Annotated in this window: 19 protein-coding genes; 8 read left to right on the top strand and 11 right to left on the bottom strand. The window is 58.3% G+C overall.

The features are described from left to right. Window positions 1–54 precede the first annotated feature (54 nt). Window positions 55–771: a hypothetical protein gene (locus ASU33_RS02940; protein ID WP_059067951.1), complete on the bottom strand. Its 717-nt coding sequence runs from the start codon at window positions 769–771 to the stop codon at window positions 55–57. A 242-nt stretch (window positions 772–1013) separates the two neighbouring features. Here ASU33_RS02940 and ASU33_RS02935 point away from each other — a divergent pair, with 242 nt between their 5' ends. Then, window positions 1014–2153, top strand: a complete 1140-nt coding sequence (locus ASU33_RS02935) for an FAD-dependent oxidoreductase (protein ID WP_059067945.1) — start codon at window positions 1014–1016, stop codon at window positions 2151–2153. A gap of 19 nt (window positions 2154–2172) precedes the next feature. Here ASU33_RS02935 and ASU33_RS02930 read toward each other — a convergent pair whose 3' ends face one another. Together ASU33_RS02930 and purE are read right to left on the bottom strand one after the other, a co-directional pair. Beyond that, window positions 2173–3366 (bottom strand): endonuclease/exonuclease/phosphatase family protein, encoded by a 1194-nt coding sequence (locus ASU33_RS02930; protein WP_059067943.1) that lies wholly within the window; start codon window positions 3364–3366, stop codon window positions 2173–2175. Window positions 3367–3488: 122 nt separating this feature from the next. Then, the gene (purE, locus tag ASU33_RS02925) at window positions 3489–4034 is read right to left on the bottom strand and encodes a 5-(carboxyamino)imidazole ribonucleotide mutase (protein WP_059067942.1); all 546 of its coding nucleotides are present in this window, start codon (window positions 4032–4034) and stop codon (window positions 3489–3491) included. A gap of 139 nt (window positions 4035–4173) precedes the next feature. On the opposite strand from purE, the gene ASU33_RS02920 reads away from it, so the two are divergent. From ASU33_RS02920 to ASU33_RS02910, 3 genes are all read left to right on the top strand, one after another. After that, window positions 4174–4791 (top strand): MarC family protein, encoded by a 618-nt coding sequence (locus tag ASU33_RS02920; RefSeq protein WP_059067940.1) that lies wholly within the window; start codon window positions 4174–4176, stop codon window positions 4789–4791. Window positions 4792–4908: 117 nt separating this feature from the next. Then, window positions 4909–5958: a uroporphyrinogen decarboxylase gene (hemE, locus tag ASU33_RS02915; protein WP_059068352.1), complete on the top strand. Its 1050-nt coding sequence runs from the start codon at window positions 4909–4911 to the stop codon at window positions 5956–5958. Between the two features lie 186 nt (window positions 5959–6144). Continuing rightward, the gene (locus tag ASU33_RS02910; RefSeq protein WP_149867005.1) at window positions 6145–7446 is read left to right on the top strand and encodes a hypothetical protein; all 1302 of its coding nucleotides are present in this window, start codon (window positions 6145–6147) and stop codon (window positions 7444–7446) included. 62 nt (window positions 7447–7508) lie between these two features. Here the strand turns inward: ASU33_RS02910 and ASU33_RS02905 are convergent, their stop codons facing one another. The 5 genes from ASU33_RS02905 to ASU33_RS02885 form a co-directional block, all read right to left on the bottom strand. Next, window positions 7509–8519 carry a bifunctional heptose 7-phosphate kinase/heptose 1-phosphate adenyltransferase gene (locus tag ASU33_RS02905; RefSeq protein ID WP_059067937.1) on the bottom strand — a complete coding sequence of 337 codons (1011 nt, stop codon included), beginning with the start codon at window positions 8517–8519 and terminating at the stop codon, window positions 7509–7511. Between the two features lie 165 nt (window positions 8520–8684). After that, the gene (locus ASU33_RS02900; protein WP_059067935.1) at window positions 8685–9908 is read right to left on the bottom strand and encodes a pyridoxal phosphate-dependent aminotransferase; all 1224 of its coding nucleotides are present in this window, start codon (window positions 9906–9908) and stop codon (window positions 8685–8687) included. Window positions 9909–10033: 125 nt separating this feature from the next. Further along, window positions 10034–12025, bottom strand: coding sequence for a glycosyltransferase family 2 protein (locus tag ASU33_RS02895; RefSeq protein WP_059067933.1), 1992 nt, complete (start codon window positions 12023–12025; stop codon window positions 10034–10036). Window positions 12026–12229: 204 nt separating this feature from the next. Further along, window positions 12230–12844 (bottom strand): recombination mediator RecR, encoded by a 615-nt coding sequence (gene recR / locus ASU33_RS02890; RefSeq protein ID WP_059067931.1) that lies wholly within the window; start codon window positions 12842–12844, stop codon window positions 12230–12232. A 91-nt stretch (window positions 12845–12935) separates the two neighbouring features. Next, window positions 12936–13217: an ATP-dependent Clp protease adaptor ClpS gene (locus ASU33_RS02885; RefSeq protein WP_059067929.1), complete on the bottom strand. Its 282-nt coding sequence runs from the start codon at window positions 13215–13217 to the stop codon at window positions 12936–12938. Between the two features lie 173 nt (window positions 13218–13390). On the opposite strand from ASU33_RS02885, the gene ASU33_RS02880 reads away from it, so the two are divergent. The 3 genes from ASU33_RS02880 (at window position 13391) to ASU33_RS02870 (ending at window position 17192) form a co-directional block, all read left to right on the top strand. Continuing rightward, window positions 13391–15610 (top strand): S9 family peptidase, encoded by a 2220-nt coding sequence (locus tag ASU33_RS02880; protein WP_059067927.1) that lies wholly within the window; start codon window positions 13391–13393, stop codon window positions 15608–15610. 141 nt (window positions 15611–15751) lie between these two features. Further along, a complete protein-coding gene (locus ASU33_RS02875; protein WP_059067924.1) occupies window positions 15752–16306 on the top strand; it encodes a hypothetical protein in 555 nt (184 codons plus the stop codon). 154 nt (window positions 16307–16460) lie between these two features. Beyond that, entirely contained in the window at window positions 16461–17192 is a 732-nt protein-coding gene (locus ASU33_RS02870) for a hypothetical protein (RefSeq protein ID WP_059067922.1), read from the top strand. 99 nt (window positions 17193–17291) lie between these two features. Here the strand turns inward: ASU33_RS02870 and ASU33_RS02865 are convergent, their stop codons facing one another. Beyond that, entirely contained in the window at window positions 17292–17948 is a 657-nt protein-coding gene (locus ASU33_RS02865) for a YceI family protein (protein ID WP_059067920.1), read from the bottom strand. Between the two features lie 46 nt (window positions 17949–17994). Beyond that, a complete protein-coding gene (locus ASU33_RS02860; protein WP_059067917.1) occupies window positions 17995–18444 on the bottom strand; it encodes a MarR family winged helix-turn-helix transcriptional regulator in 450 nt (149 codons plus the stop codon). 159 nt (window positions 18445–18603) lie between these two features. Here ASU33_RS02860 and ASU33_RS02855 point away from each other — a divergent pair, with 159 nt between their 5' ends. Then, window positions 18604–19200, top strand: coding sequence for a DUF6799 domain-containing protein (locus tag ASU33_RS02855; protein WP_059067915.1), 597 nt, complete (start codon window positions 18604–18606; stop codon window positions 19198–19200). A gap of 17 nt (window positions 19201–19217) precedes the next feature. On the opposite strand, the gene ASU33_RS02850 is transcribed toward ASU33_RS02855, so the two are convergent. After that, a complete protein-coding gene (locus tag ASU33_RS02850) occupies window positions 19218–20267 on the bottom strand; it encodes a dipeptide epimerase (RefSeq protein ID WP_059067913.1) in 1050 nt (349 codons plus the stop codon). Between the last annotated feature and the right edge of the window lie 14 nt (window positions 20268–20281).

The raw sequence follows: 20281 nt of genomic DNA, 5'->3' as shown, positions 1-20281 counted from the left end.
ACGGCTAAGCTGAGGTTGCGCCCCCTTATCGTCGATTTCGCTGCGTTAGCAGGCTCACTTAATACTGGATTCGGCGGTGGTTTTGCGAACGTCCACGTCCTCGAGGTAGCGCTTGGTGGCGGTGGGTACGGTTACATCCTTGCGCGAGGTAAGCTGGCGCTGCCCGGCTGGGTCGGCGGGGTCGCGGAACACGCGTTCGGAGCGCTGCTTGCCCGTAACGTAGTCGGTGGTTTTGATAGTGGTATCGAGTGTCTGGCGGTTGCTCTTGATCTGCTCCTCGCCTACCAAGCGCATTTTGCTGGTGCTGGGCTCGTAGCTGAAGCGGTGCGTAAACTCGAGGTTTTGCTCAGTGCCCGAAATGTGTCGCACCGTCAGTACTCCTTTGTCGATTTTGATTTCGGGAATTTTATCGGAGCTGACGAGCAAATCAGGTCCACCGATGCCGTAGAGCACTTTGCCCGAGGCCGCTACCCGCTGCATCTGCCCGGTGGCATCGGCCAATAGTACCACCACAGCCCGTTCGCGGCGTGCTTCGGGGGCAGTAGGCGAAGGCCGCTCCACCAACACCAACACAGGGTCGGCGCGCTTATCACCGTTCAAATCTCCGGAAATCTGGCGCTCCAGCAACCAGCCAGTAGGCACAAATGCTGCGGTGCGCGCTGCTTTGGCGGGTAATGCGGCAGGGTCGAACGGGGTAGCTGCTTGCGCAAGCGTGACTTGCAGGGGGCCGAGTAAAGCGGCTGCAATTAAAAAAGTAGCAAAGGCAGTCATGCGCAGATGGAGTTGAGTAAGCTGCATGGCTCCAACCGCTGCCCGGTGGCCGTAAGTTCATTACAGCCAGCACCGACCCAGCACCTTGCAACTATTATTTTGAACTAATCATATGTTTAATTTAACTATTTATAAATACCCACCAAATTCCAAATCCTGCGCCCACAAGCGTTACAGCAAAGCAGCAAGTAGTTGGTAGCCTAGCCGAACCACTGCTGCGGCCTTCTTCCCTACCTTGCGCCATGCATTTCCTGATCATTGGTGCCGGTATTGCGGGCCTCACTACAGCCTTGGCGTTGCACCGGCAGGGTCATCAAGTTGACGTGTACGAGGCAGCGCCTAGCCTGCGCGAGATAGGCGCCGGCGTTGTGCTCGGAGCCAATGCCATGCAGGCCCTGGGCCACCTAGGCCTGCACGATGCCGTACACGCCGCTGGTTTCGCCGTTAAGCGAATCAGCCTGCTCGATGAACACGGCCAAGTGCTCAACGACATCGACACGCGCCCATTTACCGAGCGCCTCGGCTACGACAACCTCGCCATCCACCGGGCCGATTTGCAGCGCGTACTGCTCGAGCACCTGCCTCCGGGCGTGCTGCACCTAGGCAAACCGCTGGAGCGCTTTGAGCAGCACGACAATCAAGTAACTGCGTACTTCGCCGATGGCAGCTCGGCCGCAGCCGATGCGCTGCTGGCGGCCGATGGCATCCGCTCGCGCGTACGCCTGCAATTGCTACCCCACACGCAGCCGCGCTACGCGGGCTACACGTGCTGGCGCGGTGTTACCGATGGTGCAGCACTGCAAACTTTGGCTGGGCGAAGCACCGAGTCGTGGGGAGCGGCGGGGCGGTTTGGTATGGTACCGCTCGGCAATGGGCAGGTGTATTGGTTTGCCTGCATCAACAGCAAAACGCCTCAGAACCCGGTGTACAAAGGCTTCCGGCTGGCCGATGTGCAGCAGCACTTCGCCAACTTTCATGCTCCTATTCCGGAACTGCTGGCCCTTACCACCGACGAGCAGGTTATTTGGGGCGACATCATCGACCTGAAGCCGCTAAAGCATTTTGCCTACGGTCGCGTGCTACTGCTCGGCGATGCAGCCCACGCTACCACGCCCAACATGGGCCAGGGTGCCGGGCAAGCCGTTGAGGACGCGGCTATGCTGGCCCAATGCCTGCGCGAGCAAACCAATTTGCATGCTGCCTTCCGATTGTTCGAGCAACGACGCCTGCCCCGCACCACGCGCATTGTGCGGCAGTCGTGGCAGCTTGGGCAGGTAGCACAGTTCTCGCAGCCGTGGCTTGTAACGCTACGCAACGCTGTGATGCGGCGTGTGCCCAACTCCGTGAACACCCAGCAAATGCAGTTTTTGTACGAACGCTGATGCCGCGGCCCTAGGTGCGCTACGGCGCGCTCGGCCGGGCAGGTTGCTGCAGCTCAATGGGTACGGGCTGAGGCTGGCCTTTTACCTCGGCGGCCTCTTGTTCGGTTTCCTCTTCAAAGCCTTTCTGAATCTTCTCGGCGGCTTCCTGAAAGTCGCTTTCGTCGGGGCGCTCCATGTTGGCTAGGTGCTGCATCTTGGCGTGCGGCTCGTAGCTCAACCGGATGTAAATCGGAAAATGATCGGAGCCAATGTGCGGCAGCCGCTCGATGCTAGCCACCTTGAAATGGCCCGAATGGAAGACGTGGTCGAGGGGCCAGCGCAGCAGGCGGTAGTCGGCATGAAAAGTAGGCAGCAGCCCCCGGCCCATGCGCGGATCGAGCAGGCGGCTGATGCGCCGGAACAACTCGGAAGTGTGCGACCAGGCCACATCGTTCATGTCGCCGGCCACGATGGTGGGGCCGTCGTGGTCTTCAATCTGGTGCCCTACTAGCAGCAGCTCGGCATCGCGCTTGGTGCTGGTTTTCGACTCTTGCGGTGTCGGCGGCTTGGGGTGCAAGCCGTACATGCGCACCAATTGGCCGTTGGGCATCTCAACCTGCGCATGAAACGACGGAATGTCGTCGTCGAGCAGAAACCGGATTTCGGGGTTGTGCAGCGGCAGCCGCGAAAACACCAGCATGCCATAGGTATTGGGCAGCGGGGCGTAGGCCGTGTACGGGTGGGTTTCTTCGAGGGAGCGAAGTTGCTCGAGCCACCACTGGTCGGTTTCCACGGCCAAGATGATGTCGGGGTTGCAACGCTGAATGACACCTAGGCAGCGCGAGGCGTCGCGGTTGGTCATGAGCACGTTGGTAACCAGCAGGCTCAGGTGGTTATCGTTGTCGGTAGTTGCCCGGCTGCTGTCGAGCACTTTTTTAGGCAGTAAATTGGTGTAGGGCAGGATGCGCGCCAGCTGGTACACAATAGCCCCGGCCATGGTAAGCACGAACAGCGGCCCCAGCCAATCGAATTGCCAGAAGCTGAGCAGCACGCCACCTACCAGCGCCACCACGAGGGCGCCCACTACTTGCAGGCGTGGAAAATCGAATACCCTGATCCACCACGCCTCGCGGCGTACCAGCGGAAGCAGCGTGGCTACCAGGGCTGCGGTGCCCACAATGGCCACTAAGCCATCGAGCACGCGCGTAAACAAGGTTAGCAGAAAGGTTAGCACAGGTGGGTTGAGAGAGGCAGTTGAGCTATTGTACTACGCCCGGGGAAGTAAGTTGCAGCGCCTATTATAAAATGAGTGGCCCACGCGCGGGCAATTGCACTGAGGTCAGAAGCTCAGCAGTATTAGAAGTCGTCGAGGCCACCCTTGCGCAGCTCGTCTACGGTGCGCATTACCTTGTCGCGCAGGGCGGCCCGGTACTTTTCGAGCGCATCAGCTAAGCGGGCATTGCCAATGGCCAGCATCTGCACGGCCAGGATGGCGGCGTTGGCAGCGTTGTCGAGGGCTACGGTTGCTACGGGCACGCCCGCGGGCATTTGCAGCATCGAGAGTACTGAGTCGAGCCCGGCAATGCTGGTAGCTGCATTGATGGGCACGCCAATAACCGGCAGCGTGGTGAAGGCCGCCACCATACCGGGCAGGTGGGCCGCCCCGCCTCCACCGGCAATTACCACGCGCAGCCCGCGCTTGCGCGCCGACTCGGCGTATTCTACCAAGCGGTGCGGCGTGCGGTGCGGCGACACCAGCGTAATCTCAAAGGGCACCTGAAACTGGCGCAGCACCTCGGCCGCCACGTTCATCACGCGCAGGTCGGATTGGCTACCCATGATAATGCCTACCACCGGCGTGGAGGCATCGGGAGCGTTGTGGTCGGGAGGAAGGGTAGTCATGGCAGTACGGGGGAAGGAGAAGGAGTACCGAGCCGTAAGCCCGGCAGTATGCATACGCAAATGCTCCTTCCCCAAGCCAACAAAATCGGTACCGTATGCGCTTCTCGCCTACCTTTAGCCGGAATATATTGCCCGCTGCATGGAGATACTGCTCGCCACCTTCACTACGCTGTTCTCGGTTGTTAATCCGTTCGGCGCAATGCCCGTATTTCTGACGCTTACGGAAGCTGATACCGGACACCAGCGCGCCGCAACCGCCTTGCGTGCGTGCATCTACATGGTGGCGGTATTGGGGGTGTCGTTTTTTGCTGGGCAGTATGTGCTCAATTTCTTCGGCATCAATATTCACCACCTGCGCATTGCGGGCGGCATCTTACTGATGCGCTCGGCGTTCGATTTACTAACGCCCGGTGCCAACCGCGACCGGGTAGGCCCCGCCGCCCTCGAAGAAAGCTTGCACAAAGACGACATCAGCTTTACGCCGCTGGCCATGCCCATGCTCTCGGGCCCAGGCTCCATTGCGGTGTGTATCAGCTTGTTTACTGAGCGGCTTAGTTACGTCGATATGGGTATGATCGTGTTCGGTTTTGTGCTGGTAGCATTGGCCAGCTACATGATTTTGTTGTCGTCGTTGCGGCTTACGCGCTTCCTAGGTCGGCCGGGCATGGCGGCGCTGGCGCGCATCATGGGTTTTATTACGCTGGCTATCGGAGTAAACTTCTTGGCCTCGGCCATTAAGGCGCTGTTCGAGAGCTGATAATTAGCGCTTCACGAAAGCAGATGATTAAACTTTCGCCCCGTTACGGCAGCTGATAATTATCATCCAAACAGCACAACCATCCGTAGGCTATCTTTGCGGCCCGAAACCGCATATCTGATGCTTAAGAACGACCTGATCCTGCGTGCCGCCCGCGGCGAACAAACCGAACGTACTCCTGTATGGCTGATGCGCCAAGCTGGCCGCATTTTGCCCGAGTACCGCGCGTTGCGCGCCAAGCTGAGCGGTTTCAAGGAACTGGTTGAAACGCCCGACCTCGCGGCCGAGGTAACCATTCAGCCCATCGACGCGCTCGATGTCGACGCGGCAATCATCTTCTCCGACATTCTGGTAGTGCCCGAAGCCATGGGCCTCACCTACGAAATGGTGGAAGCCCGCGGCCCGCTGTTTCCGGAAACCGTGAAATCGGCGGCCGATGTGGCGCGCCTGCGCGTAGCCGACCCCGAGGAGCACCTAGGCTACGTACTCGAGGCAATTCGCGTCACCAAAAAAGCCCTAGGTGGCCGCGTGCCGCTGATCGGTTTTGCTGGCGCCCCCTGGACTATCCTGGCCTACATGGTAGAAGGCCACGGCTCCAAAACCTTCAGCAAGGCGCGCCGCATGCTGTTTCAGGATCCGGCGTTATCGCACCAGCTGCTGCAAAAGATTACCGGTACCACCATTGCCTACCTACGCGCCCAAATTGAGGCTGGTGCCAACATGGTGCAGGTGTTCGACTCGTGGGCGGGTATCCTAAACCCCCAGCACTACCACGAGTTTTCGGCCCGCTACATCGGTGAAATTTGCGCCGCTATGCCGGCCGACGTGCCCGTAACAGTGTTTGCCAAAGGCGCTTTCTTCGCCCACCACGACTTCGCCCAGATGCCCTGCCGCACCATCGGCCTCGACTGGAACGAAGACCCCAAGGCCGTACGCCAACTGGTAGGCGACAAAACCCTGCAAGGCAACCTCGACCCCTGCGCCCTTTACGGCTCGCCGGAGCAAGTACGTGCCGCTACCATCGAAATGTTGGAGCGCTTCGGCCCGCAACGCCACATTGCCAACCTAGGCCACGGCGTGTACCCCGATACCAACCCCGACCGCGTAAAGGTGTTTGTGGAAACGGTGAAGGAGCACAGCACCCGCATGCGTCAGGATTTGGCTTAAGGCACATAAACTTTTGCTTAATATTCGCACCGGCCCAATGCTACCAGTTAATAGCTAGTAGCATTGGGTTGATTTTACCTGTTCTTAGTGCTTACGCGATTCTCGAAGTTTACTAGTCGCTCTTGGATCTGGTTTATTGGCACCAGCCTGCTGTTCGGCATTCATGTACTCACTTCGCGTTTCCACATGCAAGTGTACGATGCCGGGGGCTACATGAAGCTGGCTCACACCTTGTACCATTCCAACGAAGTACCCTTACTGCTAAGGTTCGATAGCGCCTTGCGCGGGTATTTGTTCCCGTTGCTTTACGTGCCTGTTGTTGCCGCAAGCACTGATTCCGCATTTATAACGGAAGAAGCAATTATCAAGGTACTGGGGGCCCTGTTGGCGGGATTTCTGTTCGGAGTGGCAATTCCAGCATTGTGGCAATTGGCAACTGGCCGACGCGTAATGCCGTTGCCCAAGCTCGTATTTGTCTTGGCCGGCTTTCTACTCTGGCGAGACTACTTCAATTACACCCTTACTGATTTCCCGGCGGTGGCTTGCTTGGTTAGCGGCCTGTATCTGCTGCTTCTCCCACGAACTCCTGCATGGGCTTTCCTCGCCGGTGTTTTAGTAGCAGCTAGCATTAATTTCAGACCGGTATACTTAGTGGTGCTGCCATTTGTAGCATTACTAGGCACCATCACTGCTGTACGCCAGACAAATATTTGGCCTGTAGCGGTGATGCAATTCGGACTGGCATTCGGGCTTGGCTTTGCCTTGCCATGTGCTCCGCAGTGGTATATCAATCACCACAAGTTCCAAAAAGATACCCCACTGGTAATTGGTATCGATTTGGACGATCCGGTGATGGTGAAGAACGGCGACTTATATCTGCAGAAGATTAACGATGGTTTCTCCGTTCAGAAGTATGAGACTAGCATTGCCGTCGATTACACCAATGCAGCAGTACAATATTTGGATCCTGCAGGCCTTCACTTACTTCGACAGGACCCCAACCAGAAGATAGATTCGTACGGAGAGTACGTCAAGTTCATGCTTGCTCATCCACTCGATGCGGTGGCACTGTATTTCAGGCATGCGTTCAACGGTATAGATGTGCTTTATCCTACCCCTTATCTATACCGCGTATACACCTCGACTACGGTATTGGCTTGCATAAACTACACTTTGCTGTTTGGCGCTATTTTGTTCATTCTATTACAGTTGCGCCAACTTACCCTTCTGCATTGCGTGATAATTGCGGCCGTTTTAGCACCCGCTGGTGTTTCGATACCGATGCCAGTGGAGTGCCGGTATTTGCTAACCATGCACTTATTACTCCTGACATTAGCGTGCTTTGGTTGGCATAGCGTTTGGCCGAAGCTACAAGGCCGCTTGCCGAGCCTAGCGGTTGCTTACCTGCTGTTTGTCGGCATCTGCTTTACCCTGTCAGCAAGTACACAAGCGGCTTTGGCAGAAGCTCCTAAACTACTCCACCCCTAACGTTGGCAGTGCCTTAGGATTGTTGCTCGATGACACCTTTAGAAACACGGTATGGCTGATCGTTACAGCACTTCCGCTGTTTCGGCTTCCTGCAGCAAGCGGGTTTTCTCAATCGGCACCACTCCTACTTGCTCGCACACCAAGCCACCGCCTAGGTTGGCCAAGGCGGCCATAGCTTCGGGGCTGGTACCAAGGGCTACGCACAGCGCGGCAATGCTGATTACTGTGTCACCAGCGCCGGAAACATCGGAAATGGCGCGCACGTGGGCTGGCAGGTACACCGGGCCCGTAGCTGCATCGCAGAAGACGCCGCGCTCCGAGAGCGTAACGAGCACCATTTCGGGTGCCAAGTGTTGGCGCAGCACGGCCACGGCGTTTTCTAGGCCGGCTTTGTCGCCATCGGCAAACTCCAGCTTTAAGCCTTCGCGCAGTTCCTTCAGGTTGGGTTTGAAGAGCGTACAGCCGCGATACGCCAGAAAGTTGCGCTTCTTCGGATCGACCACTGTTGGTACGCCTTTGCGGCGCGCCAAGTCGATGAAGTGAGCGATGCGCTCAGCATTTAACACCCCTTTGTCGTAGTCTTCGAAGATGACCACATCGACGCGGTCGAGCAACTGTTCATAGGCTTCCGTCAGGGCGGCGTCTTCCGTAGTCGTTAGGTCGGTTTCAACTTCCGAGTCGATGCGCAGCAGGTGCTGGCCGTGGGCCAGGATGCGCTGCTTTACCGTAGTGGGCCGCTCCGCACTGCGCACCAACCCATCGGCGGGCAGGTGCCGCTCGTGCAGCAGGTGCAGCAGCTGGTCGCCGCCGGCATCGTCGCCAATCACGGCGCACAGCAGCGGCGTAGCACCTAGGGCTTGTACATTCAGGGCCACGTTGGCCGCACCACCTAAGCGCTGCTCGGTGCGCGTTACATTCACAATGGGCACCGGTGCCTCCGGCGACAAGCGCCCGGCTTTGCCCCACACGTAGGCATCCACCATCACGTCGCCCACGATGAGCACGGTCAGGTCGTTGAAAGCGGCGAAAAGATCGGTAAGCGTGGCGGACGACGACAAAGCGGCTGCAGGCATCGGAAAGCAGAAAAGCGAATGAAGCCGCAAAGATAATCCACTGTCGGGTAGTGTGCGGCCTAGGTATTTAACCCACGGCAATGCACAGCAAAACAGCGCGACGCTAATAAGAAAGCCGCACCCTGTTTGGGTGCGGCTTTTTACCTAGGGCGCTTCAGGCGCTGATTAAACCAGCTTCGCCAGACTAACCTTGATGCGGCGGAAGGCTTCGCGCAGCTTCTCATCGGCGGCGGCGGTGCTCATGCGCAAGCACTGCGGGGCACCAAAAGCACCACCGTCAACGGTGGCTACGTGGCCGTCGTTGAGCAGGTAAATGGCCAGGTCGCAGGCGTTTTCGATTACTTGGCCGCCGGGTGTGGTTTTGCCGAAGAACGACGACACTTCGGGGAACACATAGAAAGCCCCGCTCGGCGTGGGCGTTTTTAGGCCCGGAATGTCGCGCACTATCTCCAGCACCAGGTCGCGGCGGCGGCGGTAGGCTTCTACCATCTCGTCTGCCGAGGTGCGGCCACCTTGCAGGGCAGCAATAGCCGCGCGTTGCGCAATGGAGCAGGTACCCGAGGTAATCTGGCTTTGCATCTTCTCGCAGGCGGCGGCAATTTCCTTGCGGGCAGCCAAGTAGCCAATGCGCCAGCCCGTCATGGCATAGCCCTTCGAGAAGCCGTTGATGGTGATTACTTGATCTTTCACCTCCGCGAACTGCGCCAGGCTCACGTGCTCACCCACAAAGTTGATGTACTCGTAAATCTCGTCGGCAATTACGTACACGTGGGGGTTGCGGGCCACAACCTCGGCAATGGCGGCCAACTCTTCGCGCGAGAATACCGAACCCGTAGGATTGCACGGCGACGAGTACATTACCAACTTGGTACGGGGCGTAATGGCCTCTTCGAGCTGCTCGGCGGTTACTTTGTAGTCGTTTTCGAGGGTGCCCACCAGCTTAATGGGCGTGCCTTCGGCCAACTTCACAATCTCCTCGTAGCTAACCCAGTAGGGCGAAAAAATCAGCACTTCGTCGCCGGGATTTACCAAGCTCATCACCGCATTGGCAATGCTTTGCTTAGCACCGGTGCTCACCACAATGTTTTCGGGCTTGTAGTCGAGGTTGTTGTCGCGCTTAAACTTTTCGGCAATGGCAGCGCGCAGCTCGGGGTAGCCGGGCACGGGCGTGTAAAAGGTGTAGCCGTCGTCGATGGCCTTCTTGGCCGCGTCTTTGATGTATTGGGGGGTCTGAAAATCAGGCTCGCCGAAGCTGAGGCTGATTACGTCGACGCCTTGGGCCGCTAGCTCGCGGGCCTTTTTGGCCATGCCAATGGTTTGCGACTCTTCCAACGCATTAATGCGGTCGGATAAGAACGAGGGTGCTAGCGTTTCGGCAGCGTTCGACATGGGGAGAATGCAGACTTGGGAGTGGGAAATGGGGAAAGCGCAAAGGTACGCAGTATAGCCCTTTGGCCTGCTTTGCACAAACCCTGACCCACTAACCAAATGCGCAGCCCCTAGGTTAGCCGCTCCTACTCTTGCCCCAGCACCTGAAAATTGCGCAACACCAGCCGCAAGTCGTCGGCGGGCGAATAGTCGCGGGCGTAAATCAGCTCCAGGCGGCGGCGCGTAGCATCGTTCATGGCGAAGTTGGCGTGCACGGCTTCATCGGCGGGCGAAAACACGGCCCGTGGCGTGCCCGTGCGCGGGGCCATGTAGCGCAGCCCAACCCACGTGCGCCGGCCCAGCAGCACCCGCAGCACGTTACGCAGAAAACCACCTAGGGCGTTGCGCTGGCGCAACAGCACCAAGGGCGTACCAACCAGCACGGCTAGGCTGATAACGATATCAAGCAGCCGCTTGGCCCGGCGTTGCTGTGGCTTGTAGAGGTTTAGCTCAATTTCGAGGGCGTAATAGTCGCCCGGCGAATCCTTGGAGGAGCTGCCGATGATGTAGTCGCTGTCTTCGGGCAGGATCTTGAAGGCCACTTCGGGGTGCGTATCCTGCAGCTGCACCATGTTGCCCATGATCTGACTGGCCGTGAGATCCTTACCGCAAAACACCAGCTCCGTCACGTCGTAAATTTGCAGCACCTCACCCAGCTGGCGCAACGAGCCCAGTTGGTCGGTGGGCGTATCGGCGGCCGAGCCCTCGTCGGTGGGGCTGATGAAGCCCAGGATGCGCGCTTGTACGGCTGCCGCACCTAGGAGCCTGCGCACACGTTGGCTTTCGACCTCGGAGCCCACAATGGCAATGGTTTTGGGCGGCTGTTCCGAGAGGCGCAGGTCGCGGTAGCGGATAAAGTGCTGCACTACCCGCCGCGCCACCATGGCGCCCACCGCCCACACACCACCCAGGATGATCAACGCTTTCGAAAAACGCCAGGCATCCAGAAAGTTAGATATGGCCGAAATCAGAACCGTACCGATGAAGATGCCGCGGACGATGCGCGAGGTTTTAGCGGGTTCGTCGTAAGAGCCGCTGAGGTAGGCCGAGCTGAGCCACACCACAATGTAGGCCGGCACGGCCACCAGCATGTACTGCGGCGGGTACGGTGTGGGCACAAACTTGTGGTTCTGCTCCCAGTAATCCTTCAGGAAGTACATGCCCCCCAGGATAATGAGCGCATCGAGCAGCACGGGCCAGGCCTTATCCCAGAAGCGCCGACATAGGGCCACCCCGGCGCGCAGCCAAATGGCAAAGTTGATCAGCAGCGAAAACGCGCCGGCTTGCTTGGGCGCGAAGTGCTTTTGGGCGAAAATGACCATGGCCCGGTAAAACACGAACACGTAGTTTACGGAGGTGCGCTTGGTGCTTTCGCCCTTGTAATGGATGATGCGGGTGCCGGGGTAGTAGTAATTCTTCCAGCCGCCCTGCGTGAGCCGGTACGAGAGGTCGATGTCCTCGCCGTACATGAAGTAGTCTTCGTCGAGCAGGCCTACTTGCTCCAGCGCCGCTTTGCGCATTAGCATAAAAGCGCCGCTCAGCACCTCTATCTCGTGCGTCTGGTCTTTGTCGAGAAACCCTAGGTGGTAGCGGCCAAATTTGCGCGACTTCGGAAACAGCGCTGCCAGGCCGAACACTTTATAGAAGGCAATCCAAGGCGTGGGCAGGCTGCGCTTGCTTTCGGGCAGAAACTTGCCCTGCCCGTCGAGCATTTTCACCCCCAGGCCGCCGGCTTTGGGGTGCGCGTCCATGAACTCGCAGCAGGCCCGGAAGGTATCCTCCTCCACCACGGTGTCGGGGTTCAGCAGCAGCAGGTACTCTCCCTTGGCTTGGCGCAGGGCTTGGTTGTTGGCCTTGCTGAAGCCGGGGTTGTCCTGGTTTTCGATGAGGATGACCTCCGGAAAGCGCTGCCGCACCATGGCCACCGAGCGGTCGACGGAATTGTTATCGACCACAAACACCTCCACCGGCTCACCAAGCTTTTCGACTGCACGGCGCACCGATAACAGCGTCTGCTCCAGAAAGTAGCAGACATTGTAATTGACGATGACGACGGAAAGCTTGGGGTAAGCGGGCACAGGTGGGAAAGCAATACACCGAAAGTTAGCGACTTTGCTAATGCCCTACCTACGGACGAGCCGCATCTTATAGATTTCTTAACTGCTAGGTTTTGATTCTTTAATATCCTGCTTGCCACAACCCGCCCCTGCAATTGCCAACGCCCAAAATAAAAACCGCCTTCGCTGCGTAGCGAAGGCGGTTGAATCGGGGCAGTACGGCCTTTACCGCGCCTGCCGTTGGCGCTCCACAATCGAGCGACCTAGGGTAATCTCGTCGGCGTACTCCAGCTCGCCGCCCACCGGAATACCGCGGGCAATAGAGCTGATGTGCACCTCAGGGAACTCGCGCAGGCGGCGCGTGAGGTAAAACGCCGTGGTGTCGCCTTCCATGGTGGGGCTGATGGCCAGGATGACTTCCTTCACCTCGCTCTCCTCCCCTTGCATGCGGTTCATCAGCGGCTCAATGTGCAAGTCGCTCGGGCCGATGCCTTCGATGGGCGAGATGACACCCCCCAGCACGTGGTACACGCCCTGGTACTGGCCGGTGTTTTCGATGGCAATTACGTCGCGAATGTCCGACACAACGCACACCGTGCTATGATCGCGCAGCGGGTTGGCGCAAATCGAGCACTGCTCCGTGTCGGAGATGTTAAAGCAGGTGTTGCAGTAGCGAATATCGAAGCGCATTTTGGCCAAGGCCTCTGCCAACGAGCTGGTCGTTTCCGTTTCAGCTTTCAGCAGGTGCAGCGCCAAGCGCAAAGCCGTTTTGCGGCCGATGCCGGGCAGCTTCGAGAGTTCCGCTACCGCGTTTTCGATCAGTTTGGATGGAAATTCCATTCGGGTTGGTTGTCGGTTGTCAGCTGTCAGTTGTCCGGTACCAGCCACCCACCAAGGGCCTTGGCAACCAACAACGGATAACTGGCAACGCTTATACTACGTCGGCCGAAATGCCGCGGTCGTGAATGGCCGTGCACATGGGCTCCAGCTCTTCGTACGAGCCTACCTTAACCGTGCACTGGCCTTTATAATGAATCAGTAGTGTGCATTGCTCAGCCTGCATAGGCTCGTGGCCGCATACATCGATAAGCGTCTGAATGACGTGGTCGAAGGTATTTACGTCGTCGTTGTATACCACAAGGTCGCGCAAGTCGGTGCTTTCTTCCAGCACCAAAACATCCACTTCCGGGGCAATCAGCGGTTTAGTGTTCATGGTGTAAAGGTACAGCTTCAGGTGGTTGGTTGTGGTTGGGCGGGCGGTACAGCATAACACCCTGCGGAGTGGTATAGTTGCCGCTGAGCCGGAATTTGTGGGGCGTCAGATCTGTTGATTCTGCCGTAATTTCCCGGCACAATCGTTCGGCCCTCACCCACTTTTCGCCCCTTATGCACTTCACGTTGCGGCAGCTTTCGCTGCCTCTTGTACTGCTGGCCCTGGCCGGCTCGCCCGCGTTGGCGCAGCAACAGCTCCTTACCGTCGAAGACGCCTTCCGCAACCCTACCCTCAACCCCGCCAACCTGCGGCAACTCGGCTGGATACCCGGCTCGAAAGACGAGTACAGCTTTGTGCGAACCGAAAACGGGCAAGACGAGCTGGTGCGCGGCCGCGTAGGCGGCACCCTGCAGGCCGTAGTAACGCTTGGCAACCTAGGGCAGGCGTTGCAGGCGGCAGGTGCCCCGGCCGTAAAAGCCATGGGCTTCCCGCAAGTGCAGTGGACCAGCCCCGACGCCTTCCTGGTTGCGATGCCCAGCCGCGAGGTGTTCCGCTACTCCACCGCCGATGGCAAGGCCACTAAGCTGTTCGGCTACCAGGCCGGCGCCGACAACGTGGACTTTGACCCGACGAAAACGCGGGTGGCCTACACCAAAGAGCAAAACCTGTTCATCAGCCAGGCCGGCAAGGAGAACGTAGCCGTTACCACCGAAAGCAGCCCGGCCATTGTGAACGGCCAGGCCGCTCACCGCTCCGAGTTCGGTATTACCAAAGGCACGTTCTGGAGCCCCAAGGGCAACAAGCTGGCCTACTACCGCATGGATCAGACCATGGTAACGGACTACCCGCTGATTAACACCGCGGAAGTGCCGGCCAAGGCCGAGCCCATTAAGTACCCAATGGCCGGCGACAAAAGCCACCAGGTAACCGTGGGCGTGTACGATGTAGCTTCGGGCAAAACCGTATTTCTGCAAACCGGCGAGCCGAAGGAGCAATACCTCACCAACATCAGCTGGAGCCCCGACGAGAAATCGGTGTACGTGGCTGTGCTCAACCGCGAGCAAAACCACATGTGGCTGCGCCAGTACGATGCCGCTACCGGTGCGCTGGTAAAAACCTTGTTCGAGGAAACTGACAAGGAGTACGTGGAGCCGCAGCACCCTCTGCAGTTTGTGCCGGGCCAGCCCGACCAATTTGTGTGGCAAAGCCAGCGCGACGGCTACAACCACCTGTACCTCTACAACACCGCGGGCAAGCAGTTGCGCCAGCTCACCAAAGGCCCCTGGCTGGTTACCGATGTGCTCGGCTTCGATGGCAAAGGCAAAACCATCTACTTCGCCAGCAACCAAGAGGGTACCATTCAGCGCCAGCTTTACGCGCTGCCCCTAGGTGGCGGCAAGCCGCGCCGCATCAGCAGCGGAGCGGGCACTCACACCGGCACGCTCAGCCCCTCGGGCGAGCTTTTACTTGATTCGTACAGCAGTCAAATTACGCCGCGCACCATTGCCGTGCTGGGCACCAAGGATGGCAAAAGCCAATTGCAGCTGCTGAATGCGCCCAACCCCTTGGCCAACTACCGCCTAGGTGCCACCAAGGTATTCTCGATTAAGGCCGCCGATGGGCAAACCGATCTGTACGCCCGCATCATCACGCCGCCCAACTTCGACCTGAACAAGAAGTACCCGGCCGTAATTTACGTGTACGGCGGCCCGCACGTGCAGCTCGTAACCGATTCGTGGCTGGGCGGCGGCAACCTCTGGATGCAGATGATGGCCGAGAAAGGCTACGTGGTGTTCACCGTCGATTCGCGTGGCTCGGGCAACCGCGGCTTACCCTTCGAGCAGACCACGCACCGGCAGTTGGGCACGCAAGAGCTGGCCGATCAGCTCAAGGGCGTTGATTACCTGAAGTCCTTGCCCTACGTGGATGCCCAGCGCATTGGCGTACACGGCTGGAGCTACGGCGGTTTTATGACGACGACCATGCTCACGCTCGCGCCGCAGGGCACCTTTAAGGTAGGCGTGGCCGGCGGCCCCGTTATCGATTGGCGCCTGTACGAGGTGATGTATACCGAGCGCTACATGGACACTCCGCAGGAAAACCCCGAAGGCTATCAGAAAGCCAACCTGCTGAATTACGTAGAGAACCTGAAGGCGCCGCTGCTGATGATTCACGGCACCATCGACGATGTAGTGGTGTGGCAGCACAGCCAGGCTTACCTCAAAACGGCTGTCGATAAAGGCGTGCAGCTCGACTATTTCGTGTACCCCGGCCACCCGCACAACGTAGGCGGCAAAGACCGCGTGCACCTCTACACCAAAATCACGAACTACCTCGATATGTACCTGAAGCCGGAAGCCCCGGCTGCGGGTACCAGCACCAGCGGGCAGTAGTTTTGCTGCCTGCTACCTGTGGCTGATGAAGGACCTTGTCACCGTGGAGGGCGTTTAGCCGTTCACGGTGACAAGGTCCTTCCTTTATTGAGGAAGCCCCTGATAAATCTGCTTTAACTTACCTGCTCACTGCTTTTCAGAATGCCCGCTCCTTCCACCGACTTCAAGCGTGCCCTGCGCCAGCTTTCCGATAAAGAAAAAGAAGACCTGCTGCTGAAAGCCGTGCGCCGCGACGCCGAGCTGTACGACTTGCTACGCTACGAAATATTGCCCGAGGTAGACCTGCGCACCGTGCAGGACGAACACGCCGAGCGCATCGCCGAGCTGCTACAAAAAGCCAACGGCCGCGTAATGAACCGCGCCCTTTCGCGGGCCCTAGGTAAGGCCGCAAAGGAAATTGCCCGGGCCAAGCGCATCACCAAAGACAAGCGCTTGGAGGTGGAACTGAGCCTTTACACCCTGCGACTGGTGCAGGAAGAGTACAGCCAATTTTTCGACGGTTATTTTCAATCGTTTTACGTGGCCACGGTGCGCATGCTGCTGCGCACGGCCAAGCTGGTGCCCAAACTCCACGAAGATTTGTGGCTGGAATACAAGCCCGAAATCGACGAAATACTGACGACGTTGCGGGTGCACGAGAAGCACCGCCAGTTGCGCTACGCCCTGCCCAAAGAGCTAGAGCTGCCGCAGCTGTAAAGCATGCCTGTCAACCCACTCTTGCGCTTAAGCCATATTCGTTATAATAAATTAAGTATTGTATGATTATATGAAGATCGGATGAGGAATGAAGTTTAGCTTTGAAGGCTGAGTTAAACCCACTTACCATCTTCACTTTCTTTTTGCAGCCTTTATGCAGAAAAACATTACCCGTATCCTTACCGGTTGTGCATTCCTGGGCCTAACGAGCTGCGCGGGCAGCTATTCTCCCATTCGCCCGGCGCGCATTGCCACGTACCAATCGGTAGCCGCAGCCAACGCCCCCGTTGAGTTCGGCTACAAGTACAGCGCCCTGATTACCAACGGCCCCAACAAAAAATACGTTAAGAAGGAGCGCAAGCAAGGCTACCAAGTGGTGGCCGTGAGCGTGAAAAACAACACCAGCGCCGACATCAACTTTTCGCGCGATTTGGAATTGTACTTCGGCGACCGTCCGGTGCAGGCCGTGCCGTCGGTGCAGGCCGCTAACGACCTGAAACAGGGCGTGGCCATTTACCTGCTCTACGTGCTCGGAATTGGTCGCGTAGGCGGTTCCACTGACCCCATGACCGGTCAAACCACTGGTGGTACACTGTTTCCGTGGGGTCCTGTGGTAGCGGTGGGCAACATGCTGGGTGCCAGCGGCGCCAACAAGAACCTGCGCAACGAGTTTGCCACATACGACCTTACCAACAAAGTAATTAAGCCGGGCGAAACGGTGCATGGCATCCTGCCGTTGCGCGAAACTAACGTGGCCCCGCTGCGCGTAGTACTACGCAACAGCACTGCTGCCACGCCAGCGGCTCCTGCTGCCGAGCCCCAAGCCGCACCCGCTGCTGCCCCTGCCACTAGCCCTGCTCCTAGCAACAGTGGCGGCCAGAATTAACCTAGGGTACAAACTCTAGGTGCCAAAAGCGAGAACGGCCCCACCTGCACTGCAGGTGGGGCCGTTCTCGCTTTTGGTCTTACCTAAGTAAGAGGTCAATTATTGAGCTTGTTGCTTAGCAATTACATTGAAGCTCAGCGTGAAATTGTCGTCGATGGCTTTGTCGGCAGCAGCGCCGAACAAGGTCGAGCCGTACTTCACGTCGTACTTGGTGCGGTCGACGGTAGCCACGCCCGAGGCCGAAGCCACGCCGTCCTTCACGCCTACTTTAGCCGGGAAGCTTACCACGCCGGTTTTGCCTTTGATGGTGAGGTTGCCGGTTACCAGGGCGTTGTTGCCGTTGGCATCGCCTTTCAGGGGCTTCAGGTTCGTGATTACGAAAGTGGCGGTGGGGTACTTCTCCGAGCTGAAGAAGTCGTCGTTCTTCAGGTGGCCCACCAGTTTGCCGTTGTAGTCGGCGTCCTTAATGTCTTCCACCTTAATCGAGTTCATATCGAAGGTGAAAGTGCCGCCCGTTACCTGGTTGCCACGCACCAGCACCTGGCCATCTTTCAGCGCTACGGTACCGTTGTGCTGACCGCCTACTTTCTTGCCCAACCAACCTAGGGTGCTCAGCTGCGGCTGCACAGCGTAGGCATTGTTATTGGCCTTAGCGGTGCCCGGAGTGGTTTTCTTAACGCCGAATTTCTCCTGAGCGTGGGCCGGAGCCGTAAACAGAGCGCCTACGAGCAGCAGGGGCAGAATTACTTTTTTCATGATTTAGAGAGAGTGAGAGAACGGTTGTAATGCGAGCAGCCCAGTATTAGCTGCGAATTTTATCAAGTAAGTCGCTGAGTTGCGCGGCCTCATCGCCGCTAAGGTTCTCCAGCCCGCTGTGTTGGGCGTTGGCCAGCTCCTCGGTGCGCAGCAGCAAATCAAGCCCGGCCTCGGTGATGCGGATATCCACGGCGCGGCGGTTACTGGGGCACACCTGGCGCGTTACCAGTCCTTTGGCCTCTAGCTTATCCACAATGCGCGAGGCGTTGCTGGTTTTATCGAGCATGCGCTCGATGAGCAGGTTCACGGTAGCGGGCTTGGGGTGCTGGCCCCGCAAAATGCGCAGCACGTTGTACTGCGGCAGCGTAATGCCATATGGCTTGAAGGCTGCAGCCAAGCGTTGTTGCAGCCAGCCTGCCGTAAAAACCACGTTTAAGTAGGCTTTTTGGTAGGGGCTCTTGAACACCCGCTGCTGTATTTCGTCTTCGAGCTTCATGCGTTATTTGGAATGCGTTGCAAATATATGTACATACATTATATGTAGCAACATTGTTCCATTATTTTTTCATAAGCTGCTTGACCTACCTTTTGTTTGGCAGTTCCCGTATGGAGGGCGTGCGGAAGTAGCACAAATCAGACCACACTCCTCCTTTTTATGAAACAGCTGACTTCTTTCCTGCTCGTTTTTGGCGCCCTGCTAACCACGGCCGCAGCCGCTCAGGCCCAAGACGCGCCAGGACAAACCAAAGCTGCACAGCAAGATAATCAGCGCGAGCTGCAAAATACCGACCAGTTTGTGATGCAAAACGGCTCGGTAGTAAAGCGCAGCGGCAATCAAACCACCGGCCTGAGCCAGAACGTGCGCCTGCCCAACGGCACCAAGGTAAACGTGAAAAGCGGCATTGTTGAGCTGCCCGGCGGCAAAATCACGACCCTGAAAGAGGGCGACTACGTGCGCTCCGATGGCAGCATTGTGTATGCCACGCCGCAGAGTGCTGCCGCCGCGCGGGGCGAAACCGCCCCGGCCGATGCCAAGTTCGGCAGCATTGACCAAGGCGCAGTGCCCAGCACAGCCGAGGCCGACCAACGTATTGCCGACCTAGGCCGCCGCGTAGATCTGATGGCCCAGAAGCTGCAGCTGCTCAACCAGAAAATTACGCTGCTGAGCCAAGGCCACCCCAAACTGCCCGATACCAGCCAGCTTGATGGCCAGATAAAGGCCTTGGACGAACAACTGCGCAACGTGAAGTAAGCCGCATTGGCGGCTGCCTAGGTGCTTGGCACAAACGGGGCACCTGGCAACTCGGGCACCTGCGCCTGGGCAGCCAGGTGCCCGTTTGTTTCGTGCACCAAGCCGTAAGGCTCGTTGCGCACTATCAGGAAGCCGTCTAGGTCGCACACTTCGGCCAGGCCGCTTACTTGCAGCGCCGACCAAATACCTAGGCTCGTCTCAACCATGCAGCCAATCATGGTACGCAGGCCGTGCGCCTGGGCTTGCCGTAGTAACCGCACGCCGTTGTGGTAGCCGCCGGCTTTCATCAATTTCATGTTTAGAACATGAAATTGCTGCGCAATGGCCGCAAAATCGGCCGCGTCGGTTACCGATTCGTCGGCAATGAGCGGCCAGGGGCTGCGGCTGTGCAGGTAGCGGTAATCGTCGGCGCAGGTAGCGGGCAGTGGTTGTTCGAGCAAGCGCACATTCAGGCCTGGTAAGTCGCGTACGGCTTCCACGAAGCGCAACAGGCCGTCGGCGTCGTGCCAGGCTTCGTTGCCATCAACCAATAGCGCGTGGCCGGGAAGCAGCCGCGTTAGCTCACGGAGTAAATCGGCGCCGCTCTCTTGATTTACTTTCACCTTCAGCAGCGGAAAGCGCGCCATGCCTTGCGCCTGCACAAAGCCGGCCACCGCGCCGGGCTCCATAATGGGCAAGGTAAACGCCGTGGGCACAGCCGCGGCGGGCGTGGGCACTTGTAGCAGGGCGGGCACGCTTAGCCCTTGCTTGCGGGCTTGGTAGTGCACGTACGCCGACTCCACCGCGAAGCGCAGCGCGTGGGCCGGATTAGCGGCATCGAGCAGGGCCGTGAGGTCGTCGAGGTGCTGCACGTTACCTAGGCCGGCTTGCTGCAGGGCAGCAAACTGCGCCAGCAGCAGCTCGGGGGTTTCGGCGTAGCGCACGTTGGGCGCAGCCTCGCCCCAGCCCGTGTGCGCGCCCTCGCCTACTCGCACCAGCAAGTTGGTTTTGGCGTCGGAAGCGTTGCGCGAAATCTTCCAGGTGAAGCGAAGCGGCAGCTCGAGCGAGCTAATGGACCAGTGCAGCATAACGGAGCAATACG

This window comes from Solirubrum puertoriconensis, from assembly GCF_001483135.1.
GTDB classification, from domain to species: domain Bacteria; phylum Bacteroidota; class Bacteroidia; order Cytophagales; family Hymenobacteraceae; genus Solirubrum; species Solirubrum puertoriconensis.
This window is presented reverse-complemented; position numbering and strand designations above follow the sequence as displayed.

Excerpts from the sequence above, each read along its gene's own strand:
- ASU33_RS02940 (WP_059067951.1), bottom strand. The coding sequence starts at position 771 with ATGACTGCCTTTGCTACTTTTTTAATTGCAGCCGCTTTACTCGGCCCC.
- ASU33_RS02935 (WP_059067945.1), top strand. The coding sequence starts at position 1,014 with ATGCATTTCCTGATCATTGGTGCCGGTATTGCGGGCCTCACTACAGCC.
- purE (WP_059067942.1), bottom strand. The coding sequence starts at position 4,034 with ATGACTACCCTTCCTCCCGACCACAACGCTCCCGATGCCTCCACGCCG.
- ASU33_RS02920 (WP_059067940.1), top strand. The coding sequence starts at position 4,174 with ATGGAGATACTGCTCGCCACCTTCACTACGCTGTTCTCGGTTGTTAAT.
- ASU33_RS02910 (WP_149867005.1), top strand. The coding sequence starts at position 6,145 with ATGCAAGTGTACGATGCCGGGGGCTACATGAAGCTGGCTCACACCTTG.
- ASU33_RS02905 (WP_059067937.1), bottom strand. The coding sequence starts at position 8,519 with ATGCCTGCAGCCGCTTTGTCGTCGTCCGCCACGCTTACCGATCTTTTC.
- ASU33_RS02900 (WP_059067935.1), bottom strand. The coding sequence starts at position 9,908 with ATGTCGAACGCTGCCGAAACGCTAGCACCCTCGTTCTTATCCGACCGC.
- recR (WP_059067931.1), bottom strand. The coding sequence starts at position 12,844 with ATGGAATTTCCATCCAAACTGATCGAAAACGCGGTAGCGGAACTCTCG.
- ASU33_RS02885 (WP_059067929.1), bottom strand. The coding sequence starts at position 13,217 with ATGAACACTAAACCGCTGATTGCCCCGGAAGTGGATGTTTTGGTGCTG.
- ASU33_RS02880 (WP_059067927.1), top strand. The coding sequence starts at position 13,391 with ATGCACTTCACGTTGCGGCAGCTTTCGCTGCCTCTTGTACTGCTGGCC.
- ASU33_RS02875 (WP_059067924.1), top strand. The coding sequence starts at position 15,752 with ATGCCCGCTCCTTCCACCGACTTCAAGCGTGCCCTGCGCCAGCTTTCC.
- ASU33_RS02870 (WP_059067922.1), top strand. The coding sequence starts at position 16,461 with ATGCAGAAAAACATTACCCGTATCCTTACCGGTTGTGCATTCCTGGGC.
- ASU33_RS02865 (WP_059067920.1), bottom strand. The coding sequence starts at position 17,948 with ATGAAAAAAGTAATTCTGCCCCTGCTGCTCGTAGGCGCTCTGTTTACG.
- ASU33_RS02860 (WP_059067917.1), bottom strand. The coding sequence starts at position 18,444 with ATGAAGCTCGAAGACGAAATACAGCAGCGGGTGTTCAAGAGCCCCTAC.
- ASU33_RS02855 (WP_059067915.1), top strand. The coding sequence starts at position 18,604 with ATGAAACAGCTGACTTCTTTCCTGCTCGTTTTTGGCGCCCTGCTAACC.
- ASU33_RS02850 (WP_059067913.1), bottom strand. The coding sequence starts at position 20,267 with ATGCTGCACTGGTCCATTAGCTCGCTCGAGCTGCCGCTTCGCTTCACC.